The organism is Pseudomonas sp. HS6 (assembly GCF_023375815.1).
GTDB lineage: Bacteria > Pseudomonadota > Gammaproteobacteria > Pseudomonadales > Pseudomonadaceae > Aquipseudomonas.
The window spans coordinates 1,230,869-1,247,586 of the sequence record NZ_CP067412.1 but is presented as its reverse complement, the minus strand read 5'-3'; the positions used below and the strand labels follow the sequence as shown (position 1 = coordinate 1,247,586).

The following is a 16,718-nucleotide window of genomic DNA, read 5'->3' as shown; positions in this document are numbered from 1 at the left end:
AGCCGGACATCCTCGGGCAAAAAACCTCGGGCACTCTGCCGGCATTCCATCCAAGGGGGTTCATATGAAGGATATGAAAAGCGCTTATTCCACTCAGGGGCATGGCGCGGTGCGCCCACTGATCCTGACCCAGCGCACCACAAGCAGCGTTCTCAATGCGCCGATCTTTTTCCAGGAAACCTGCCTGGGGATTGCTCAGGACCAGAGCCAACTCGTCATGCGCCGCTACTTCGAGCGCTTCAGCCCGGCCGACAGCCATTGGGTGGAATACATCCACTCCATTCCCACCGCCGAATTCATTCACTGGATCATGACCCACGGGCAGTTGCGCATCGAGTGCTCTGAAAACACCCCGTTCGGCCAGATTCAGACGGCAGGGGAGGCGCATTGATGAAAAACAGTCATTCGCTGGCGTTGGTTTTTGCCGCCAGCCTGAGCCTCACGGCTTGCAGTAACAAGAAGGTTGCGCCTGACATGTATTCCGGGTTTCTCAACGACTACAGCACGTTGAAGGAGCAGCAGACGCCTTCGGGGCAGACAATTTTGAGTTGGACCAGCCCCGCGTTGGCGACTAGCCGTTACACCCAGGTCTATCTGACGCCAAGCCAGTTCTATCCGCAGGTTCAGCCCACGGGGCGAATTCCGCAGAGCACATTGTCAGGTGTGACCCGCTACTACGATGCGGCCCTCAGGCAGGAACTGGGCAAAACGCTGCCGCTGGCATCCGGGCCCGGCCCGAACACACTGGTTGTGCGACCTGCCATTACGCAAGTCGCCACCAGCACCCAAGGCTTGCGGTACTACGAATGGCTGCCGATCACGCTGGTCGCGGCCGGCGTGAGCACCGCTGCGGGCATTCGTGATCAGGACAGTGAAGTCGCCACTGAAGTGTCCCTTGAGGATGGCTCGACCGGAGAGGTCGTGGCAAAGGTCGTCCGCAAGGGCACAGGTGTGCCGCTGGAAAACGACAAGCAGGTGATGACGGCCGATAACGTCAAGGGTGTGCTCGATGGTTGGGCCACGGACTTGAGTCAGTCTTATGTCGTGGCCCGCAAAGCATCGCTGCGCTGACAGCGGCGAGGTCAGAGGCTTGCTTTCACCTGGAGTCCAAACACCAGTGCATTGTCGATGTCCTGCCCGGAAAACGCGCCCGGCTCGATGATGTACTGCATGTTCGGGCGCAGGGTCAGCCATGGGGTGGCCTGGTAACCGTAACCGAGTTCGATCAGTTGCTCGGCACCGTCCAGATTCGACAGCGGCGTACCGTTGGCCAGCGCGGCATCCTGCTGCACGTCGCGGCTGCGCGGGTTCTGCACGGCACGGCCGTAACCCAGAGCGACGGTGTCACGCGGGCGGCCTTCAAACGGCTTGTACAAGACTACCCCGGTGCCGTACCACTTGCTGAACGGAGAAGCCGCTTCACTGGCCGCCGAGTATTGGCCGAAGGCGTGCAGGCTGCGGCCTTCTGACGATTGCGAACTCCACACGGCCTGATCGATCAGCAGGTAATGGCCGCCGCGACCGGACACTTCTTTATCGCTGCCGATGCGTTTCACGTCGGAGCTGTCGTAGTAATAACCGAGCTTGTACTCACCGGGCAGCGAGCCCGCGTGTTTGTAGACCAGTTCGACAGGCACCACGGTGCCGGTGGTGTGTTTCGGCCCCAGGTGCCAGGCACGGCTTGAGTTGCCGTTGCTTTCAGGGTCGACGTTGAACGCGGCGACGCGCAGTTGCCATTGCGGCGACAGGTCGTATTTCACCCGCACACCCAAGTGGGCGTTGGGGTAGTTGGTCCAGCCGCTGCCGCCGGACATGTTGAGCGGATGCCCGCAGAAACCGGCGTTCATGAAGTTGCAGAGGATGCCGCTGTCGAGGCCGCCGAGGTCGTTGCCCATGGCCATGTAGCCGAGTTTGACGTTCAGCGCCGGGGTGAGCAGGGTGCGCTCGTAACTCAGTTCGGTCAGGCGGGTGTAGAGGCCGCCGTAGTTTTCCTGGATCGGCAAGCGGTTGCCGACCAGATCTTCCGAGGCGCTGTTGCCGCGACGGTCGTTGATGGTCAGCTGGATCTTGCCAGCGTTGTCCACGCCATAGATTTTGCTCAGATCAAATTGCGCGCCGAGCTTGATGTTCTGCGAGTAACGGGCGGAACGGTGCAGGCCGCCGTCGGCGTTGTAGGCTGTTTCGCCGGTGTAATCACCGGTGAACTTGACGCCGTCTTCGTCGAGCTGGTGACGCAGGCCGCCCCAGTCGCCGGTCAGGGTGTTGCGGGTGAACACGTTCGAATCGGTATCGGCGAAAGCGGGCAGGGCAGTGCTGCAGGTGAGACCGAGCAGCACGCCGGTGAATACGCCAGAGTGGGAAAAGCGAACAGCGAATGACATTGCTGAAATCCAGAGCGAAGGACATGAAACAACGCGACACCCGAAGGTGTCGCGCACAAGTAAAGTGAAGGAGGGCGCAGCGGTTTACGGCAGGGCGTAAGCCATCACGTAGTCGCCGCGTTCGGTCGACTGACGGGCACCGCCAGCGGTGATGACCACGTATTGCTTGCCGGTTTTCGGCGACACGTAGGTCATCGGACCGCCCTGGCTGCCGACTGGCAGACGTGCTTTCCAGATTTCTTCACCGTTGTTGCTGTTGAACGCGCGCAGGTAGAAGTCCTGAGTGCCGGCGATGAAGATCAAACCACCTTGAGTCGACAGGGTGCCGCCCAGGGTTGGCAGACCGATCTTGATCGGCAGGTGCATACGAATGCCCAGCGGACCGGTGTCTTCAACGGTGCCGACCGGAACCTGCCACGCGACTTTCTGGGTCTTCATATCGATCGCGGTCAGGGTGCCGAACGGCGGCGCCTGGCAAGGGATGCCGGCCACCGACAGGAAGCGGTTCTTGTTGACCGCGTACGGCGTGCCTTTAAGCGGAACAGCGCCCATGCCGGTGTTCAGCGCTTCACCACCGGAGGTTGCCTTACCGGTGTTCTGCGACGGGATCATCTGAATCCACAGACCCAGGCGCATGTCGTTGACGAAGATGAAACCGTGCACCGGGTCAGTCGAGATGCTGCCCCAGTTCATGCCGCCCAGCGAGCCCGGGAAGCTCAGCGATTTGTCAGTGCCTGGCGCGGTGTAGAGACCGTCGTAACGCATCGACTTGAAATCGATCCGGCACAGCAGTTGGTCGTACGGCGTGGCGCCCCACATGTCCGACTCGGTCAGGTGCTGAGCACCGATCTGCGGCATGCCCACGGATTTCGGCTGGGTAGGCGAGTAGGGTTCGTTCGGAATGTTCGACGCCTTGACCGGTACTTCTTTAACGTCGGTCAGCGGTTTGCCGGTGGCGCGGTCGAGTACGTAGATCTGCCCGGCCTTGGTACCGATCACCAGCGCCGGCACGGTTTTGCCGTCCTTGGTGAAGTCGATCAGGCTTGGCTGCATCGGCAGGTCGAAGTCCCAGAGGTCGTTGTGCACGGTCTGGTACACCCACTTTTCTTCGCCGCTGTTGGCGTCCAGCGCCAGGATCGAAGCGCCGTAGGTGTGGTCGAGTTTGTTGCGTTCAACACCGTAGATGTCGGTGGACGAACTGCCCATCGGCAGGAAAACGGTGTTGGTTGCCGGGTCGTAGGACATTGGCGCCCAGCTGTTCGGCGTGCTGCGAACATAGGTTTTGCCATCGGCCGGGGCTTTTTTATCCTGCGGGTTGCCCGGGTCGAATGCCCAGCGCATGGCGCCAGTCATCACGTCGAAGCCTCGGATCACGCCGCCCGGCATGTCGGTCTGGACGTTGTCGGCCACGCGACCGCCAACGACGACGGTGGTGCCGGCCATCAGCGGCGCGGAGGAGAGTTGGTAATAGCTGTCCGGGACATCACCCAGACCGGCCTTCAGATCAACCTGGCCGTTGTTGCCGAAACCCTGACAGAACTCGCCGGTGTCGGCATCGACTGCGATCAGGCGCGCGTCGATGGTGTTGGTCAGCAGACGGCGTGTGCAGTTGGCAGCCGGGGCGGCTGGGGTCTCGGTTACCGGCGAACTGGCTGGTTTGGCGACCGCAGCGCTGGCGTCGAAGTAGGCCATGCCACGGCAGCGCTGCCAGACTTTTGACTGGGCGTTGATCGCGTTTTTCCAGAGTTCTTTACCGGTGTCGGCATCCAGCGCAATCAGGTTGTTGTGCGGGGTGCAGATGAACACCTTGTTGCCGATCTGCAGCGGGGTCAGCTGATCTTCAGCGCCATTGCCGTCGCTCTCGGCGATGTCGCCGGTGTGGTAGGTCCACGCGACTTTCAACTTGTCGACGTTGGTGCGGTTGATCTGGTCCAGCGCGGCGAAGCGGCTGCCGCCCTCGGTATTGCCGTAGTGGGCCCAATCTTTCTGCGCCTTTTCCGGTTCGACCGGGGTGAGGCCCGGGCCGGTGCCGGTTGGGGCGACAGTCGGGTGCGCAACGAACATGTTGCCGGCCGCCACGGCCAGGCCGACCGCCAGAACAGCGGCAACACCGTACGCGCCACGTCCCGCAACGCCGCCATTTGCGCGCTTGAGCATTGGATAAACCAGCGCAACCGCCAGGCCTACGGCGCTGAACATGAACAGGCGCGAGAACACCGGCCAGAACACCAGGCCGGAATCGCTCACGGCCCAGATCGCCGTCCCCACCAGAAACGCGGCGAACAGCCACGCACCGGCAGGCTTGCGACGGGCGATCAGCAGACCGGAAATGGTCATGACCAGACCACCCACCAGGAAGTACCAGGAGCCTCCCAGGCTGACCAATTTCACACCGCCAGCGGCCAGTGCCAGGCCGAGCAGGGCGATGATCACGCCCAACCCGACCAGAATGAATGTTGATATGCCCGAGAGGCGTTGACTCTGCTTCACGTTGAATGTCCCGTTGAAATGAGGCGGGCATTATATAGTTAGGTAACTACCTAGTTAAATCACTAATTCAGAATGAAAGGGGTTTTGGCGCTCAATGGTGCGACGGATCGACGCTGGCCTTGTCCTCGCGGATCCTCAGGGACTAATGGAACGGTGGAAAAGTCGGTTTTTTGTCAGCGGATATGGAATTTATGACAGGCTGATCACGACTTGGTGGTTCCCGCCGAACAGGATCGGCGGGAATGGATCGGAAGAGTTTCAGCTTGGCGTCGAAGAAACATACATCTCGACGCCTTCTTGAGTGGCGTTACGCAATCGTCGGAAATTCCGTATAAACGCGTAATTGGTGTCCAAAGGTATGGAGAGAGGTTCCAATGCCCTACGAGTTAGAAAATCGCCTGGTGATTGGAGTGGCTTCCAGTGCTGTGTTTGACCTGGTGGCATCGGACGCGGTGTTTCAGAGTCAGGGAGAGGAGGAGTACCGCAAGTTTCAGCAAGAAAACCTCCACGTCCCGTTACCCAAAGGGATCGCGTTCCCCTTCATAAAACGTCTGTTGTCAGTGAATGACCTTAGTGCCGATCCTGCGGATCCGCTGGTGGAAGTGATCCTTCTATCGCGAAATGACCCGGATACAGGGCTACGCGTATTGAAGACAATCGAGCACTACGGACTTGGGATGACCCGAGCGATTTTCATGCAGGGAAAATCCCCGTATGAGTACATCCCGGCACTGAACATCGCGCTGTTCTTATCGGGTGAAAAAAAGGACGTAGAAGGTGCGATCAAGGCGGGGTATCCAGCCGGACAGGTGCTCGACTCAAAATTCGAAGACGACGAAACTGACCAAACCCTGCGCATCGCATTCGACTTTGATGGCGTACTCGCCGGCGACGAATCTGAATCGATCATGCAATCGTCTGGGTTGACGGAGTTTCATGCCCATGAAGTGAAGAATGTCATGCAGCCTCATAACCCAGGACCGCTGAAGGAATTCATGGTGCGGATATCCAAAATTCAAACCGTTGAGGAGAAACACAAGAAACTCAATCCCGAGTACGAAAATCGGATTCGTGTTTCGATCGTCACAGCGCGTAATGCTCCATCTCATGAGCGCGCAATGAATACGCTCAAGAGTTGGGGCGTCATGGCCAACGACGCTTTCTTCCTGGGCGGCATCGATAAAGGCAAAATTTTGGGCGTATTGAAGCCGCATATCTTTTTCGATGACCAATCCGGGCTTCTCAAGTCGACCAGCGCAGTTGCTCCGTCAGTGCACATTCCTTTCGGCATCACCAATAATGTTGCAACGGACACGTCATCCGCTGCGGGCGAGATGAGGGTTTAGCTAACCATCACCTCATCCAGTGCCTGCTCGAGGGTGCTGACCGTACGCTCGATGTTGTGCAGTTTCTCGAGTCCGAACAGACCGATCCGGAAGGTCTGGAAGTCGGCCGGTTCGTCGCATTGCAATGGCACCCCAGCGGCGATCTGCAGGCCGTGGTTGGCAAATTTCTTACCGGTTTTGATATCGGCATCATCGGTGTAGCTGACCACGACGCCTGGGGCCTGAAAGCCGGCTGCGGCCACGCTTTTGAAGCCTTTAGCGGTCAACATTGCGCGCACCCGGTCGCCCAGAACCTGTTGTTCGCTGCGGACCTTTTCGAAACCGTAGGCTTGCGTCTCTTTCATTACGTCGTTGAACCGCGCGAGAGAATCACTGGGCATGGTTGCGTGGTAGGCATGTCCGCCCTGTTCGTAGGCCTGCATGATCTGCAGCCACTTTTTCAGGTCGCAGGCGAAGCTGCTGCTTTGCGTCTGCTCGATGCGCTCGAGGGCCAAAGAACTGAACATCACCAGGGCGCAGCAAGGGGAGGCGCTCCAGCCTTTCTGCGGTGCGCTGATCAGCAGATCGACGGCGCATTTGTGCATATCAACCCAAAGCGTGCCGGACGCGATGCAGTCCAGCACGAACAGGCCACCCACCGCATGCACGGCGTCGCCGACGGCCCGCAGGTACTCGTCGGGCAGGATAATCCCTGATGAGGTTTCAACGTGGGGAGCGAAGACAATCTTCGGCTTCTGCGCCGCAATGGCTGCCAGGACTTCGTCCAGAGGGGGCGGGGCGTAGGCGGCCTGGCGACCCGTTTCGACCGGTCGGGCTTTCAACACCGTCGTGGCCGCCGGGATGTTGCCCGTCTCAAGGATCTGGCTCCAGCGATAACTGAACCAGCCGTTGCGTATCACCAGACATTGCTGGCCGGTGGCGAACTGTCGCGCCACTGCTTCCATGCCAAAGGTGCCGCTGCCCGGAACCACCGCAACCGCCTCGGCGTTGTAGACCTCTTTCAGGGTCTGGGAAATGTTCCTCATAACGGCTTGAAAGGACCGCGACATGTGATTGAGCGAGCGGTCGGTGTAGACCACCGAGTACTCGACAAGCCCTTCAGGATCAATTCCGGGATATAGCTTTGACATGGGGTGACTCCTTATGTGATTCCCTGGCCAGTCAAAAGGTCTGGCGAACATCATTGGGAAGCAAGTCTAGGCAAAGGGCAGGGATGAGCTGATTGAATTGCAGAAATGAGGATAGAGTGCTCATCAATGTCTCAATTGTTGTGTGAAGAATGAATCGTCCGCTGTTTATTTCTCTGGATGGGCCAAAAGGAACCGGCAAAACCACATTATTGGAAGCCATTACGGCAGTTCTCAGGGCCGACAACAAGAAAGTCATCCGACTTTGCGAGAGAAAAAGCGATCCCTACCGAGGGGACACTATGGTCCTGGTTAACGAACTTGCCAGAAATCACTCCCGGGATCTGGAGTGGGCTGTATGTCAGCGCTTTGCTGATAGCCGTAGCTGGATCTCCCGGCACGTGCTGACTAAACAGCCGCTGGGCAGCATTATCCTGATCGATCGCTGGTATCCGTCTGACGCCGCGTTTCGCCATACCGTCCCGTTTGCAGAGATTCTCCGGTTGAATATCGAACGAAACGTGCGGGTGCCAGACCTGCATGTCGGCGTCGTCACCGCGCCGGATGTTTCATGGGCAAGGGCAACGGCACGATCCAGAGGACTGGGTGGCACTGTAATCCAGAAGCACGCTGAGCATGTCGCGTGTACGGAGATGTTCGAGCAAGCGGCTGCCGATCATGGTTGGGTGTTGTGCCGTAATGAAGGAACGATCGAGGATTCGACTATGCAGGTGGTTTCTGAGATCTATAAATTGCTTGGCTGATTGTCGAGGTTGATCAGCTGGGTTTAGGCAGGGGTTGGTAAAGTTCCGCCCATACACATCATTTAACAAGTGGGCGATGTTATTTGTTCATGACCGATCCTTACATCAATCACTACTGGGTTTAGCTACGATTTTTGGAGCCTAATGTTCACAGATTTATGTTCATGACGGGCCTCTGACTTGTCTGTTGAAGACTCCCAGTTTTGATTTTCAGATTAGAATTTTTTTCCCGCCAGACGAGTATGCTCGTGCAACAAGAATGTGATGAAGCTTCGTGACAGGTCGCAGAAAAGACGAGCCTCACCCACGGTTAGCTCCTCATGCTCGCTAAGTGAGGCCCCATGGCGGATCCCTCCACCATCTGGCGCGGACAAGTAACCATAAATGCTGTCCAGCCAGACGCTCACTCGATCTAAAGTTTTGCCCTTGTTGAGCCGACGTAAGTCGCCAATAATTTTTGAGAAGTACTTCCCCGTGACGTTGCCATCCGGAAACTCGGTTCCGCGAAAAGCGGTTGAAATCGTTTCGAGCAGCCAGAGTATTTCCTGCACTGCTGCCCGATTTTTCCCCGACGCCAACATATGTTCTGAGTCGCTGAGTGAGCGCTGGATTTTCTCGTTGGCCCTAGCGTCAAGCGACGGGACATTTTGCGGGACAGGAATTGGCTTGAATTCAGCCGTCGTTATCAGGTTTGGAGGGGCAATGGCAAACCCACAAGGGGCAAGGTACTTATTGACATAGAGCCACGGAGGAATAGCAGCGTTCACATCCATCGAGTCGATGTCCGCAAGCCCGTCATAAAGAGCCTCTGCGAACAGCGCTGCGTTCTGGCCTGCAGATTGAGCCATGAATGTTTCAAGATCTGATTCTGCCCAGCTTTCAGATGAGCTGGTGCCCGTTGTAGTGCCGATAGATTGAGCAAAGCGGCGTTTGAATGTTTCCAGTATATGCTTTCTGCTGCACGTGCCAGCCACCCGATTTATCACATGTTGGAGGATGTCGCTGACGACATTTGCACCCACGGTGCCAGGGGATTCAAACCGCCAATTTGGATCGAATTGCAGCATGGCTTTTTCCTTGGAGAAAATGGACGTCAGCGGGTTGTGGCATCCGAAGGCGCTGCTTCTTTAGTACTTGTGCAACGCCTTAATGGGCGATCGATCTACGCGGTGAAATCATACTCGAAACGAGTCAAAGCAGTGGAGCAGCAATAAAGTTGGTCAGTATTCTGAGGCAGGTATCGCGGATGAAATCCTACGCTCATGTAATTGACGACTTTTCGGGCTAGGGATACTAGATGACTGGGCTATGACATGGTGCTTGAGCATTTCACCCTTGTGCACTGAATTTTATTTATAGGATGCCCATCAGTAAGTTTAGGAGCTTTCCAACAGTGAAGTGGGCAAGAAGGCTAAAGATGCCTCTCCAGGCCTGAACGTCATCCTCTTTCACAAGGCCAGTGGCGTCGAGAAGACCGACGATCATGAAGCCCTTGAGCACGTGAATCTATGGGAGCCGGATGAGGATCAGCGGATCTTTTATCCGCAAATTTGGGAAGGCAGTCCATCGATGCAAGAACCAGCGACTCGCTATATGGGTTACGTACATGCGCCAGAGCCCAGTCTGAGGCTAAACCGGGGTGGCATCGCAATTCACAAAATTCAAGGCGTGAGTTTCACCTACAAATCCGATCCAGTTCGGCACGAGCTTTGGTCAGAAGGAGCCCGTCACTACGGGTTTCGATGACTACCAATGCTGTAGGCACTCCCGGGAACCGTAACGCACGCCGCCCGGGAGGGCAGGGTGGTAGCACACGGCGCAAGAGGGGATCGACAGGGCTAACACTTCGCCTATAGCATCGCGGGCAACTAGATTCGACTACAGACAAAACCGAATTTTTCGCCAAAGGAATGACGATCATGATCACTAGAATCCACATCCGTGGCTACCGCATTTACAAGGACTTCAACCTTCTCCCTAACGTGATGGCAGCACACAATCAGGCCGTCGCATCTATCGAGGCCCGAATAAACGGGTTGAAAACCGCGCGTGCCATGGCAGAAAGTGATTATTAACTCGAAAGATGCAATGGATTGGTAAGGGATTGAAACCATGGTGAGCAGTACAAAAGAGCAAAGTAATCCTTTTTCTACTGGTGGGGGTGGTGTTGTTTTTGAGAACAAAGTTCAAGCAATTTTCACTTTAGCGCTGCTTGCTGACGCTCCGATCCCAGGCTTGCCACATGCCGCAAGGGCTACATCTATCAAGCTTCAAGCAAAATACGAGGGTGTCAATACGGACGATTTCGTGATGGAGGCTGTTGACAGAGCAGGCTCTACTTGCAGGCTGTTCGGACAGGTTAAGCATGAGATTAAAATTGGAAGTTCGGAAGACTCTACATTCTCTGAGGTGATGACCAGCGCCTGGAAAGATTTCTCCGGAGGGAACTTCAATCCAAAAACGGATGCTATCGCTCTTGTCGTAGGCGTGCTGCCGAAAAATGATGTCAACAACACCTTGCCAGTGCTGGAATGGGCCAGGTATTCCAGCGACGCTGCAGAGTTTATTCGAAAAAGCCAAACGAAAGGCTTTACTAGTGATGCCAAGAAAAATCGCTTGCAGATGTTCAGGGATCAATTAAATTCCGCAAATGACGGGGTTACCCTGTCGGATCATGAACTGTGGAGTTTTCTCAAGGTTTTCTATGTGCTGTCTTATGATGTAGACGCCAAAGCCTCGGTTGTCAGCACTTTCGTCAATGCATTGATTTCTTGCTATACCGACCAGCCATCGCATGCCGTAATGGCTCGAATTGTCGAGCATGTGCAAAGCTTTAACCACAATGGTGGCACGATCACCCGAGAAAACTTGGGTGAGCTCGGTGAAATATTCAAGCCAGCAGTGTCCGCGAAGCTGGCTCAGGATATCCTCAAGCTGAGCGAACAGGGGGAGTATATTTACGAAGGTATCAGGGACAGCATTCAGAATGTGCACGTCAACCGTGACGTTGAAATGACCAACTTGGAGCAACTGTTTCTAGAAGATGGAATAATTCTGGTTTCTGGCGATCGTGGCGCTGGCAAATCAGCGCTGGTGAAACATTTCTTGAGTCAGCGATTGAAGGACTGTGTGCCTTTTTACCTTCGTGCTGAGGATCTAGACAAGCCGAGTCTCGGCCAGGTGTTTAGCTCGATAGGTCTGGAGAGTACAATTGGGCAAATTGCTGGTCACCTTGCGCTCATCAAAAATAAAGTATTAGTGATTGAGTCCATTGAGCGCATATTGGAGTTGAAGGATCCCACTGCGTTTCAACAGCTGCTGAGGTTTATTCAGAAGTCTGGTGGGTGGACGTTCATCGCGACCGGGCGAAGCTATGGCATGCAGCAGTTGAATTTCACGCATCTGCAGCCGGCCGATATAAAGTTCCAAACGGTTTCGATAGGTGGCTTCACGATTGAGCAGTTAGCGCACTTGTGCGTGGAACTGCCTGCCCTGGGACCGCTTATCAAAAACCCTTCACTCTCTGCGATCATGCGGGTGCCATTCTTTGTTGATTTGGCGGTTCGCGCATTGGCAAACAACCAAACGTTCACTGATACAGACACAGAATCTGAGTTTCGTAGCAGAATTTGGGAATCGGTGATTGCAAGGAGCGACAGGCGTGGAGACGGAATGCCTGATCGTAGGGAAAGAACTTTTGTAGAAATTTCGAAGAAACGTGCCAAGAGTATGGTGTTTGGTGTTCCAGCAAGGGATTTCGATGCTGGTGCTGTCGAGCAGCTTGAGGCTGACGATCTAATTCTCCGCGTCCAAAACTCATACGTTAGCCCGAGCCACGACGTTTTCGAAGATTGGGCGTTGGATAAGTTTATAGATCAGGAGTATGAGGATCACGCGGATTCTGCTTTTGAATTTTTGAATGCTATCGGCAGCGAACCTGCGATCAATCGTGGCTTTCGATTATGGTTGCTGCGCCGCCTTCGAGAAGATGCGACAGTAGTAGAGTTGGTGGAGCAGATACTTTCCAGTGAGTCAATTTCTGATTACTGGAAGGATGAGACGCTTGCGGCAGTGCTTCATAGTGACACCCCTAGGGAATTACTGAACTCCATCCAGTTGCTGATTGTTAAAAACGACTTCGCGTTATTTGAAAAGCTCCTGTTTATACTCAGAACAACTTGTCAGCGCCCGTGGGAAGGCCTAAAAGGGCTTCTCCCCAGCGAGGCGCTTGAACAGTTTCCGAACACTTTAATTCTGACCCCGTTTGGGCGAGGATGGAGTGCGTGCTTTGAGTTTGCCTATAACCACCGACAATCATTGCATGCCGAAATTCTCAGAAATGTTTTTGAGGCGTTGAGTGTTTGGGGGGATAGTTATCACTTAGACGGCTGGGCGGATGAAGCTCTCAGGGAGGCTGCATTATTAGCCTTGCATATTATTGATGTGAACAAAGACTCTTATTCGCGCGATGAGATGAGATCTAAGCTGATCTTAATTGTCCTGAGGCTAGCTTATGTGGTTAGAGAAGAGCTTGCTGCATTGTTTGAGCGTGATGTATTCATAGTCAAAAACGCGAATAGGCCGCGCTACGTCAGATCGCTCACCCAACTAGTGCTCAATCGAGAAAGTGCTGGTGTACTGTGTCAGCATATGCCAGATACTGTCATACGCCTAGCGCGTCACGAGTGGTTTAAGGTGGAAGACGACCATTATTACGCATATAGGAGAAATGATTCGTTCGGGCTTGAAAATGTCGACTTGTCTCCCGGCTCAAGTGGCCTAAAAGGGCCCTTCCATGCGCTATTGACCTATCATTCTGATAAAGCTATCAGCTTCATTCTCGAACTCTGTAATTGGTGTACGGATGCCTTGGTTGAAGCAGAGTCACCTCATCCCAAGGCTGCGCCGGAGTGGTCAGATCTATACGATGAATCGAAGCTTGCCCAAGTCACTCTAAGGCTGAACAATGGGTCGGACATCGTGCAGTGGGTGTCCCCACAGCTTTGGAAAGCATATCGCGGGCTATCTGTAGTACCTGGGATGCTGCACTGCGCACTCATGGCACTGGAAAACTGGTTTATCCGACAAGCCCAATCAGAAGGCAACGATGCCGAATTCAAAAGAGTTTTCACCTACCTTCTTGAGAATAGCGGTTCAGGATTGATTACAGGTTTGCTGGCTTCAATTGCAGTCGCGTTTCCAAAAAAGGTGGGGAGCGAAGCACTTCCAATTATTAGGTGTGAGCATTTCTACGGCCTTGAAATCAACAGGATTGTCAAAGAACGTACTCCAATGGGGTATCCACGAGTTCCCTTCGGTCGAGAACTCCTCGTGGAAGCCTATATTGATGAGCGCAATAGGTCTAATGCGCGTCCTTGGAGAGCCCGTTCACTAGAGGATCTGCTATTACAAATTCAGCTTGATCCCGAGCTTCAGCCCCACGCACTTGCTATTCTCGATAAATTCAAAAACCTCTCACCCGAAGAATCTGAGAGTATCCAGTACATGTTGCATCGTACAGATACAAGAGATATGACGGTAGTGCCAACACAGGAGAAGAATATATTCGAGCTTAGAGTGGCGAAGCCGCTTCCAACCGAGCTGGAGCAAAAAAGAGCTGCACACCACGCTCAACAAAGTTTCGATTACCGCATTTTCCGCTTGCACAGATGGTCTGATTCAGTCTTCAACAAGAATGCACTTAGTTCAGAACCGTACGAAACTTATCATCAAGCATTACAAGAGGCCATCGGACTGCTAGATGACGTTTCTAAGGGGGTGGTTCAGACAAAGCTTGGATTGATGGCTCTGGGTGCAGTCGTAACGACGGCGGCAATAGGGCTACGCGATCACTTGGACACGCTGTCTGATGAGGATCTTCAGTGGATCATCTACCGAATAGTGGAGGTTGTAAGGTTTGGGGCTAATGATTTCAATGGCTTTGCATCTACCGGCACGGGCGACCTGGGTGGTGAATCGGCTTGTGCTGTCATGATCCCAAAACTGTTTGAGGTCGTTCAGGAGGAGGACTTTGAAGAAGTTAAACATTTAATTGCAACTTGTCTGACCCATCCGAATGATTACGTCCGGCTAGCTGCCGCGAAGGGCGTGCGTCATTATCTGTGGGACATCGACAGGGACTTTGCATTGGTCTGCAGCACTTGGCTGATGCGGCTTTCGGAGATCGAGCAAGCTTGTTACGCACTGATTAGGTCTGGAAGAGGAGGGGTGAAGGGGGAAGAAGCTGTAGCACTTATGGAGGGCTACAGGGCAGAACTGGTGTCTGCTGAATTTTCAGCTGACGCAACGTTTTTTTTTAATAGTCAGCATGCTGGGGCGCTGCACTTGATATTGCTCATGCAACCTTTGGCAAGTGACAATGATCATGTTAAAGCTATCTTGAGCGGGATTGTAAACTATATCTGTGACGGTAGCGAAGATGACAGGGATTCTTGGGCTGGCCTGGAGGCCCAGGAAGCAATGCAGAAGTGCTTAGCGGAGCATGTAGTGGCTTCGGTACCTGCTAATTTCGAGCCTGTTCGTGATTGGGTGCTGCAAGGCTGCCGTAATGATCCACATTTCATGTATATGGTTAAGCTTTGCGCTGAAATCGAACTAGAGAAATCCATGTCTCTGGATGCTATCTGGGGCCTCTGGAGGCTGTTCGAACCAGAGATGCAGTACGCTGCAACTGCTGACCTTGGCCTATTACCGCACTCCAAGCGGGAGAGCGTCTTAAAGTTCCTAAGGGGAATGCTATTTCTTGATTATCCTATCAGGGGCAAGCCTAATGAGGCAGAGCGTGCACGCATGACGCATGGGGCTCGTTACCTGATCGATTTCACGAAACAGTTTGTCATGAATTCGATTGTTTTTGAGTCACTCACTACACATATGTATTACTATCCTGATCATTTCCTACGTCAGGGCATTCATACAGTGGCTGAAGCTCTACGCCGGGATCCAGATCTGGCCTCCAAAGAAGTTGGTGCATATTATTACCTGGAGATGGCTATTGCGCGGTTTTTAAACGTGGATGAGCGCGGTGAGTTAAGTAGGGCGCAGCACAAAGATTGCCTCACCATTTTGGATTGCACCGTGAAAAAAGGTTCTGCCCGGGCCTATTTCCTACGGGAAAATTTGGTCAGCTCGCGACGCATCTCCAAATAAACTAGGTGTGACGACCCTGGGCTGTTCGGCCCAGGGCTTGTCATCCTGAATTGAAGGATCGTTGTTTGAATGGCTCAACCCTGGCTCCTTACACACCCGTCGCCGGAGGTTAACCGGAGCAGCCGGTAAGACTATCTCCCTTGAGCAATACTTCGATCCACGCTCTTCAGCTTCGAGTTTCACGACCAATCACCATGATCCGGCGCTTTTCTTGCTGGTATGCCTACGATGTTCCCAGAAGGAACAACCCTGAAAGCTTGGCGTACTCAGGATCCTGTTCGCGGCTACGGTCGAACCAATGGAGGGAGAGGTGAGAAAGAATGTCACTGTAGATGAGAGTTAATGTCTGTTGTGCGGTATTCATCGCAAGCCATTGCTTAACAATACTTCCCACAAAATGGCCAAAAGTAGCCGTGCATTTGAGTTTTGCCTCTACGGGGGGGGTGTTAGTAGCCGAAAATCTAGACCTCGATCTCCGTTCGCAAATTCTTGATTAAGTCTTCGTCTGTTACGTCTGAATAGGCGAAATCACCAGCGAGAAAGAATTTGAGAAGCGGAATATATTCTATGTCTGTGCGTTTTATTAACTGTCGCAGTGACGCTTCTCCTTCAATTTCACCTTTAATCTCAATCCCCTCAGCATCACCAATCATTTCGAAAACCAAATAGTTGGGCCCCCAGTTGATCCATGGTGTTATTTGCGGCGTTGGATCATATATCGCGCATTGGAGCACCGTCTGCCGAAACACTCGGTGCGTTAGTTCGACAAAGAGGAGAGTTGTATCGACTGCTAACTCAGCCTGTTCTCGTGTCGGATTGACAAAGTCATGCTCAATCGTATTTCGCAGTTTGTTGATTTTTTCTAAAATACGCGGAGCCACCAGACCGATCGTTCGGATTGCAGCTAACCTAGACGGGAAGGTGTTGCCACCGCGAAGCCCAAGCGTCTCGATGACCGCTTCAATTTGGCAGTCAATTGCTCTCTTTGCATTTGCAACTGCCTCACGGTAACCGCCGGAGGTCAACCTCGATAATGATGCCTCTGCTTCGCTCAAATAGTTGTGAGGGGTTACTTCGTAGGGAAATACGAAGTCGCGAAACGCACTGCGCTCATACTCCGTCAGCAAAGGGTGGAATTCATTCAGGAAGCGTTGCAAATCCATGGTGTGCTACCTAAAGCTAGTTAATTTGCGCCTATGCGATGCACAGACGTATTGCGAATTTCAGTGCTCCCGCCTACGCGAAATGGGCTCTTGCCTAGCCCTTTGGCTCTTTGAGTTGGCACTTCAAAAAGCTGCGCTGTGCCCTGGTGAGCAAACCGTATGAAACCGGGGGATCCTTTCATAGTAATGCATGATGGCTCATGGCTATATCGCGCGGGCGAGATTTTCGCTAACGTCAGTCCGATACGAAGGTGGGCACTATCAGAGGGAGTACGAC

At 53.8% G+C, this 16,718-nt stretch carries 11 protein-coding genes; 6 read left to right on the top strand and 5 right to left on the bottom strand.

Going from position 1 to position 16,718, the window contains the following annotated elements:
- The first annotated feature begins 64 nt into the window (after window positions 1-64).
- Both JJN09_RS05725 and JJN09_RS05720 read left to right on the top strand, forming a co-directional pair.
- Complete coding sequence (locus tag JJN09_RS05725; protein ID WP_249486199.1) at window positions 65-391, top strand: hypothetical protein; 327 nt, start codon at window positions 65-67, stop codon at window positions 389-391.
- Window positions 391-1,071: a DUF3313 domain-containing protein gene (locus tag JJN09_RS05720; RefSeq protein WP_249486197.1), complete on the top strand. Its 681-nt coding sequence runs from the start codon at window positions 391-393 to the stop codon at window positions 1,069-1,071. The genes JJN09_RS05725 and JJN09_RS05720 overlap by 1 nt, the downstream gene beginning before the upstream one ends.
- Window positions 1,072-1,082: 11 nt before the next feature.
- Here the strand turns inward: JJN09_RS05720 and JJN09_RS05715 are convergent, their stop codons facing one another.
- The gene (locus JJN09_RS05715; RefSeq protein WP_249486195.1) at window positions 1,083-2,381 is read right to left on the bottom strand and encodes a carbohydrate porin; all 1,299 of its coding nucleotides are present in this window, start codon (window positions 2,379-2,381) and stop codon (window positions 1,083-1,085) included.
- Between the two features lie 84 nt (window positions 2,382-2,465).
- Entirely contained in the window at window positions 2,466-4,871 is a 2,406-nt protein-coding gene (locus JJN09_RS05710; RefSeq protein WP_249486193.1) for a glucose/quinate/shikimate family membrane-bound PQQ-dependent dehydrogenase, read from the bottom strand.
- 374 nt (window positions 4,872-5,245) lie between these two features.
- Here JJN09_RS05710 and JJN09_RS05705 point away from each other — a divergent pair, with 374 nt between their 5' ends.
- The gene (locus JJN09_RS05705; RefSeq protein ID WP_249486191.1) at window positions 5,246-6,217 is read left to right on the top strand and encodes a 5'-nucleotidase; all 972 of its coding nucleotides are present in this window, start codon (window positions 5,246-5,248) and stop codon (window positions 6,215-6,217) included.
- Here JJN09_RS05705 and JJN09_RS05700 read toward each other — a convergent pair.
- Complete coding sequence (locus JJN09_RS05700) at window positions 6,214-7,347, bottom strand: aminotransferase class V-fold PLP-dependent enzyme (protein WP_249486189.1); 1,134 nt, start codon at window positions 7,345-7,347, stop codon at window positions 6,214-6,216. The genes JJN09_RS05705 and JJN09_RS05700 overlap by 4 nt on opposite strands.
- A gap of 149 nt (window positions 7,348-7,496) precedes the next feature.
- Between JJN09_RS05700 and JJN09_RS05695 the strand changes: the two genes are divergently transcribed.
- Complete coding sequence (locus tag JJN09_RS05695) at window positions 7,497-8,108, top strand: dTMP kinase (RefSeq protein WP_249486187.1); 612 nt, start codon at window positions 7,497-7,499, stop codon at window positions 8,106-8,108.
- 215 nt (window positions 8,109-8,323) lie between these two features.
- Here the strand turns inward: JJN09_RS05695 and JJN09_RS05690 are convergent, their stop codons facing one another.
- Complete coding sequence (locus tag JJN09_RS05690) at window positions 8,324-9,175, bottom strand: hypothetical protein (protein ID WP_126570270.1); 852 nt, start codon at window positions 9,173-9,175, stop codon at window positions 8,324-8,326.
- Window positions 9,176-10,027: 852 nt separating this feature from the next.
- Here JJN09_RS05690 and JJN09_RS05685 point away from each other — a divergent pair.
- Both JJN09_RS05685 and JJN09_RS05680 read left to right on the top strand, forming a co-directional pair.
- On the top strand, window positions 10,028-10,183 hold the full coding sequence (locus tag JJN09_RS05685) for a hypothetical protein (protein WP_158628947.1): 156 nt from the start codon (window positions 10,028-10,030) through the stop codon (window positions 10,181-10,183).
- Between the two features lie 37 nt (window positions 10,184-10,220).
- On the top strand, window positions 10,221-15,278 hold the full coding sequence (locus JJN09_RS05680) for an ATP-binding protein (RefSeq protein WP_249486185.1): 5,058 nt from the start codon (window positions 10,221-10,223) through the stop codon (window positions 15,276-15,278).
- 461 nt (window positions 15,279-15,739) lie between these two features.
- Here the strand turns inward: JJN09_RS05680 and JJN09_RS05675 are convergent, their stop codons facing one another.
- Window positions 15,740-16,441: a hypothetical protein gene (locus JJN09_RS05675; protein WP_126570272.1), complete on the bottom strand. Its 702-nt coding sequence runs from the start codon at window positions 16,439-16,441 to the stop codon at window positions 15,740-15,742.
- Between the last annotated feature and the right edge of the window lie 277 nt (window positions 16,442-16,718).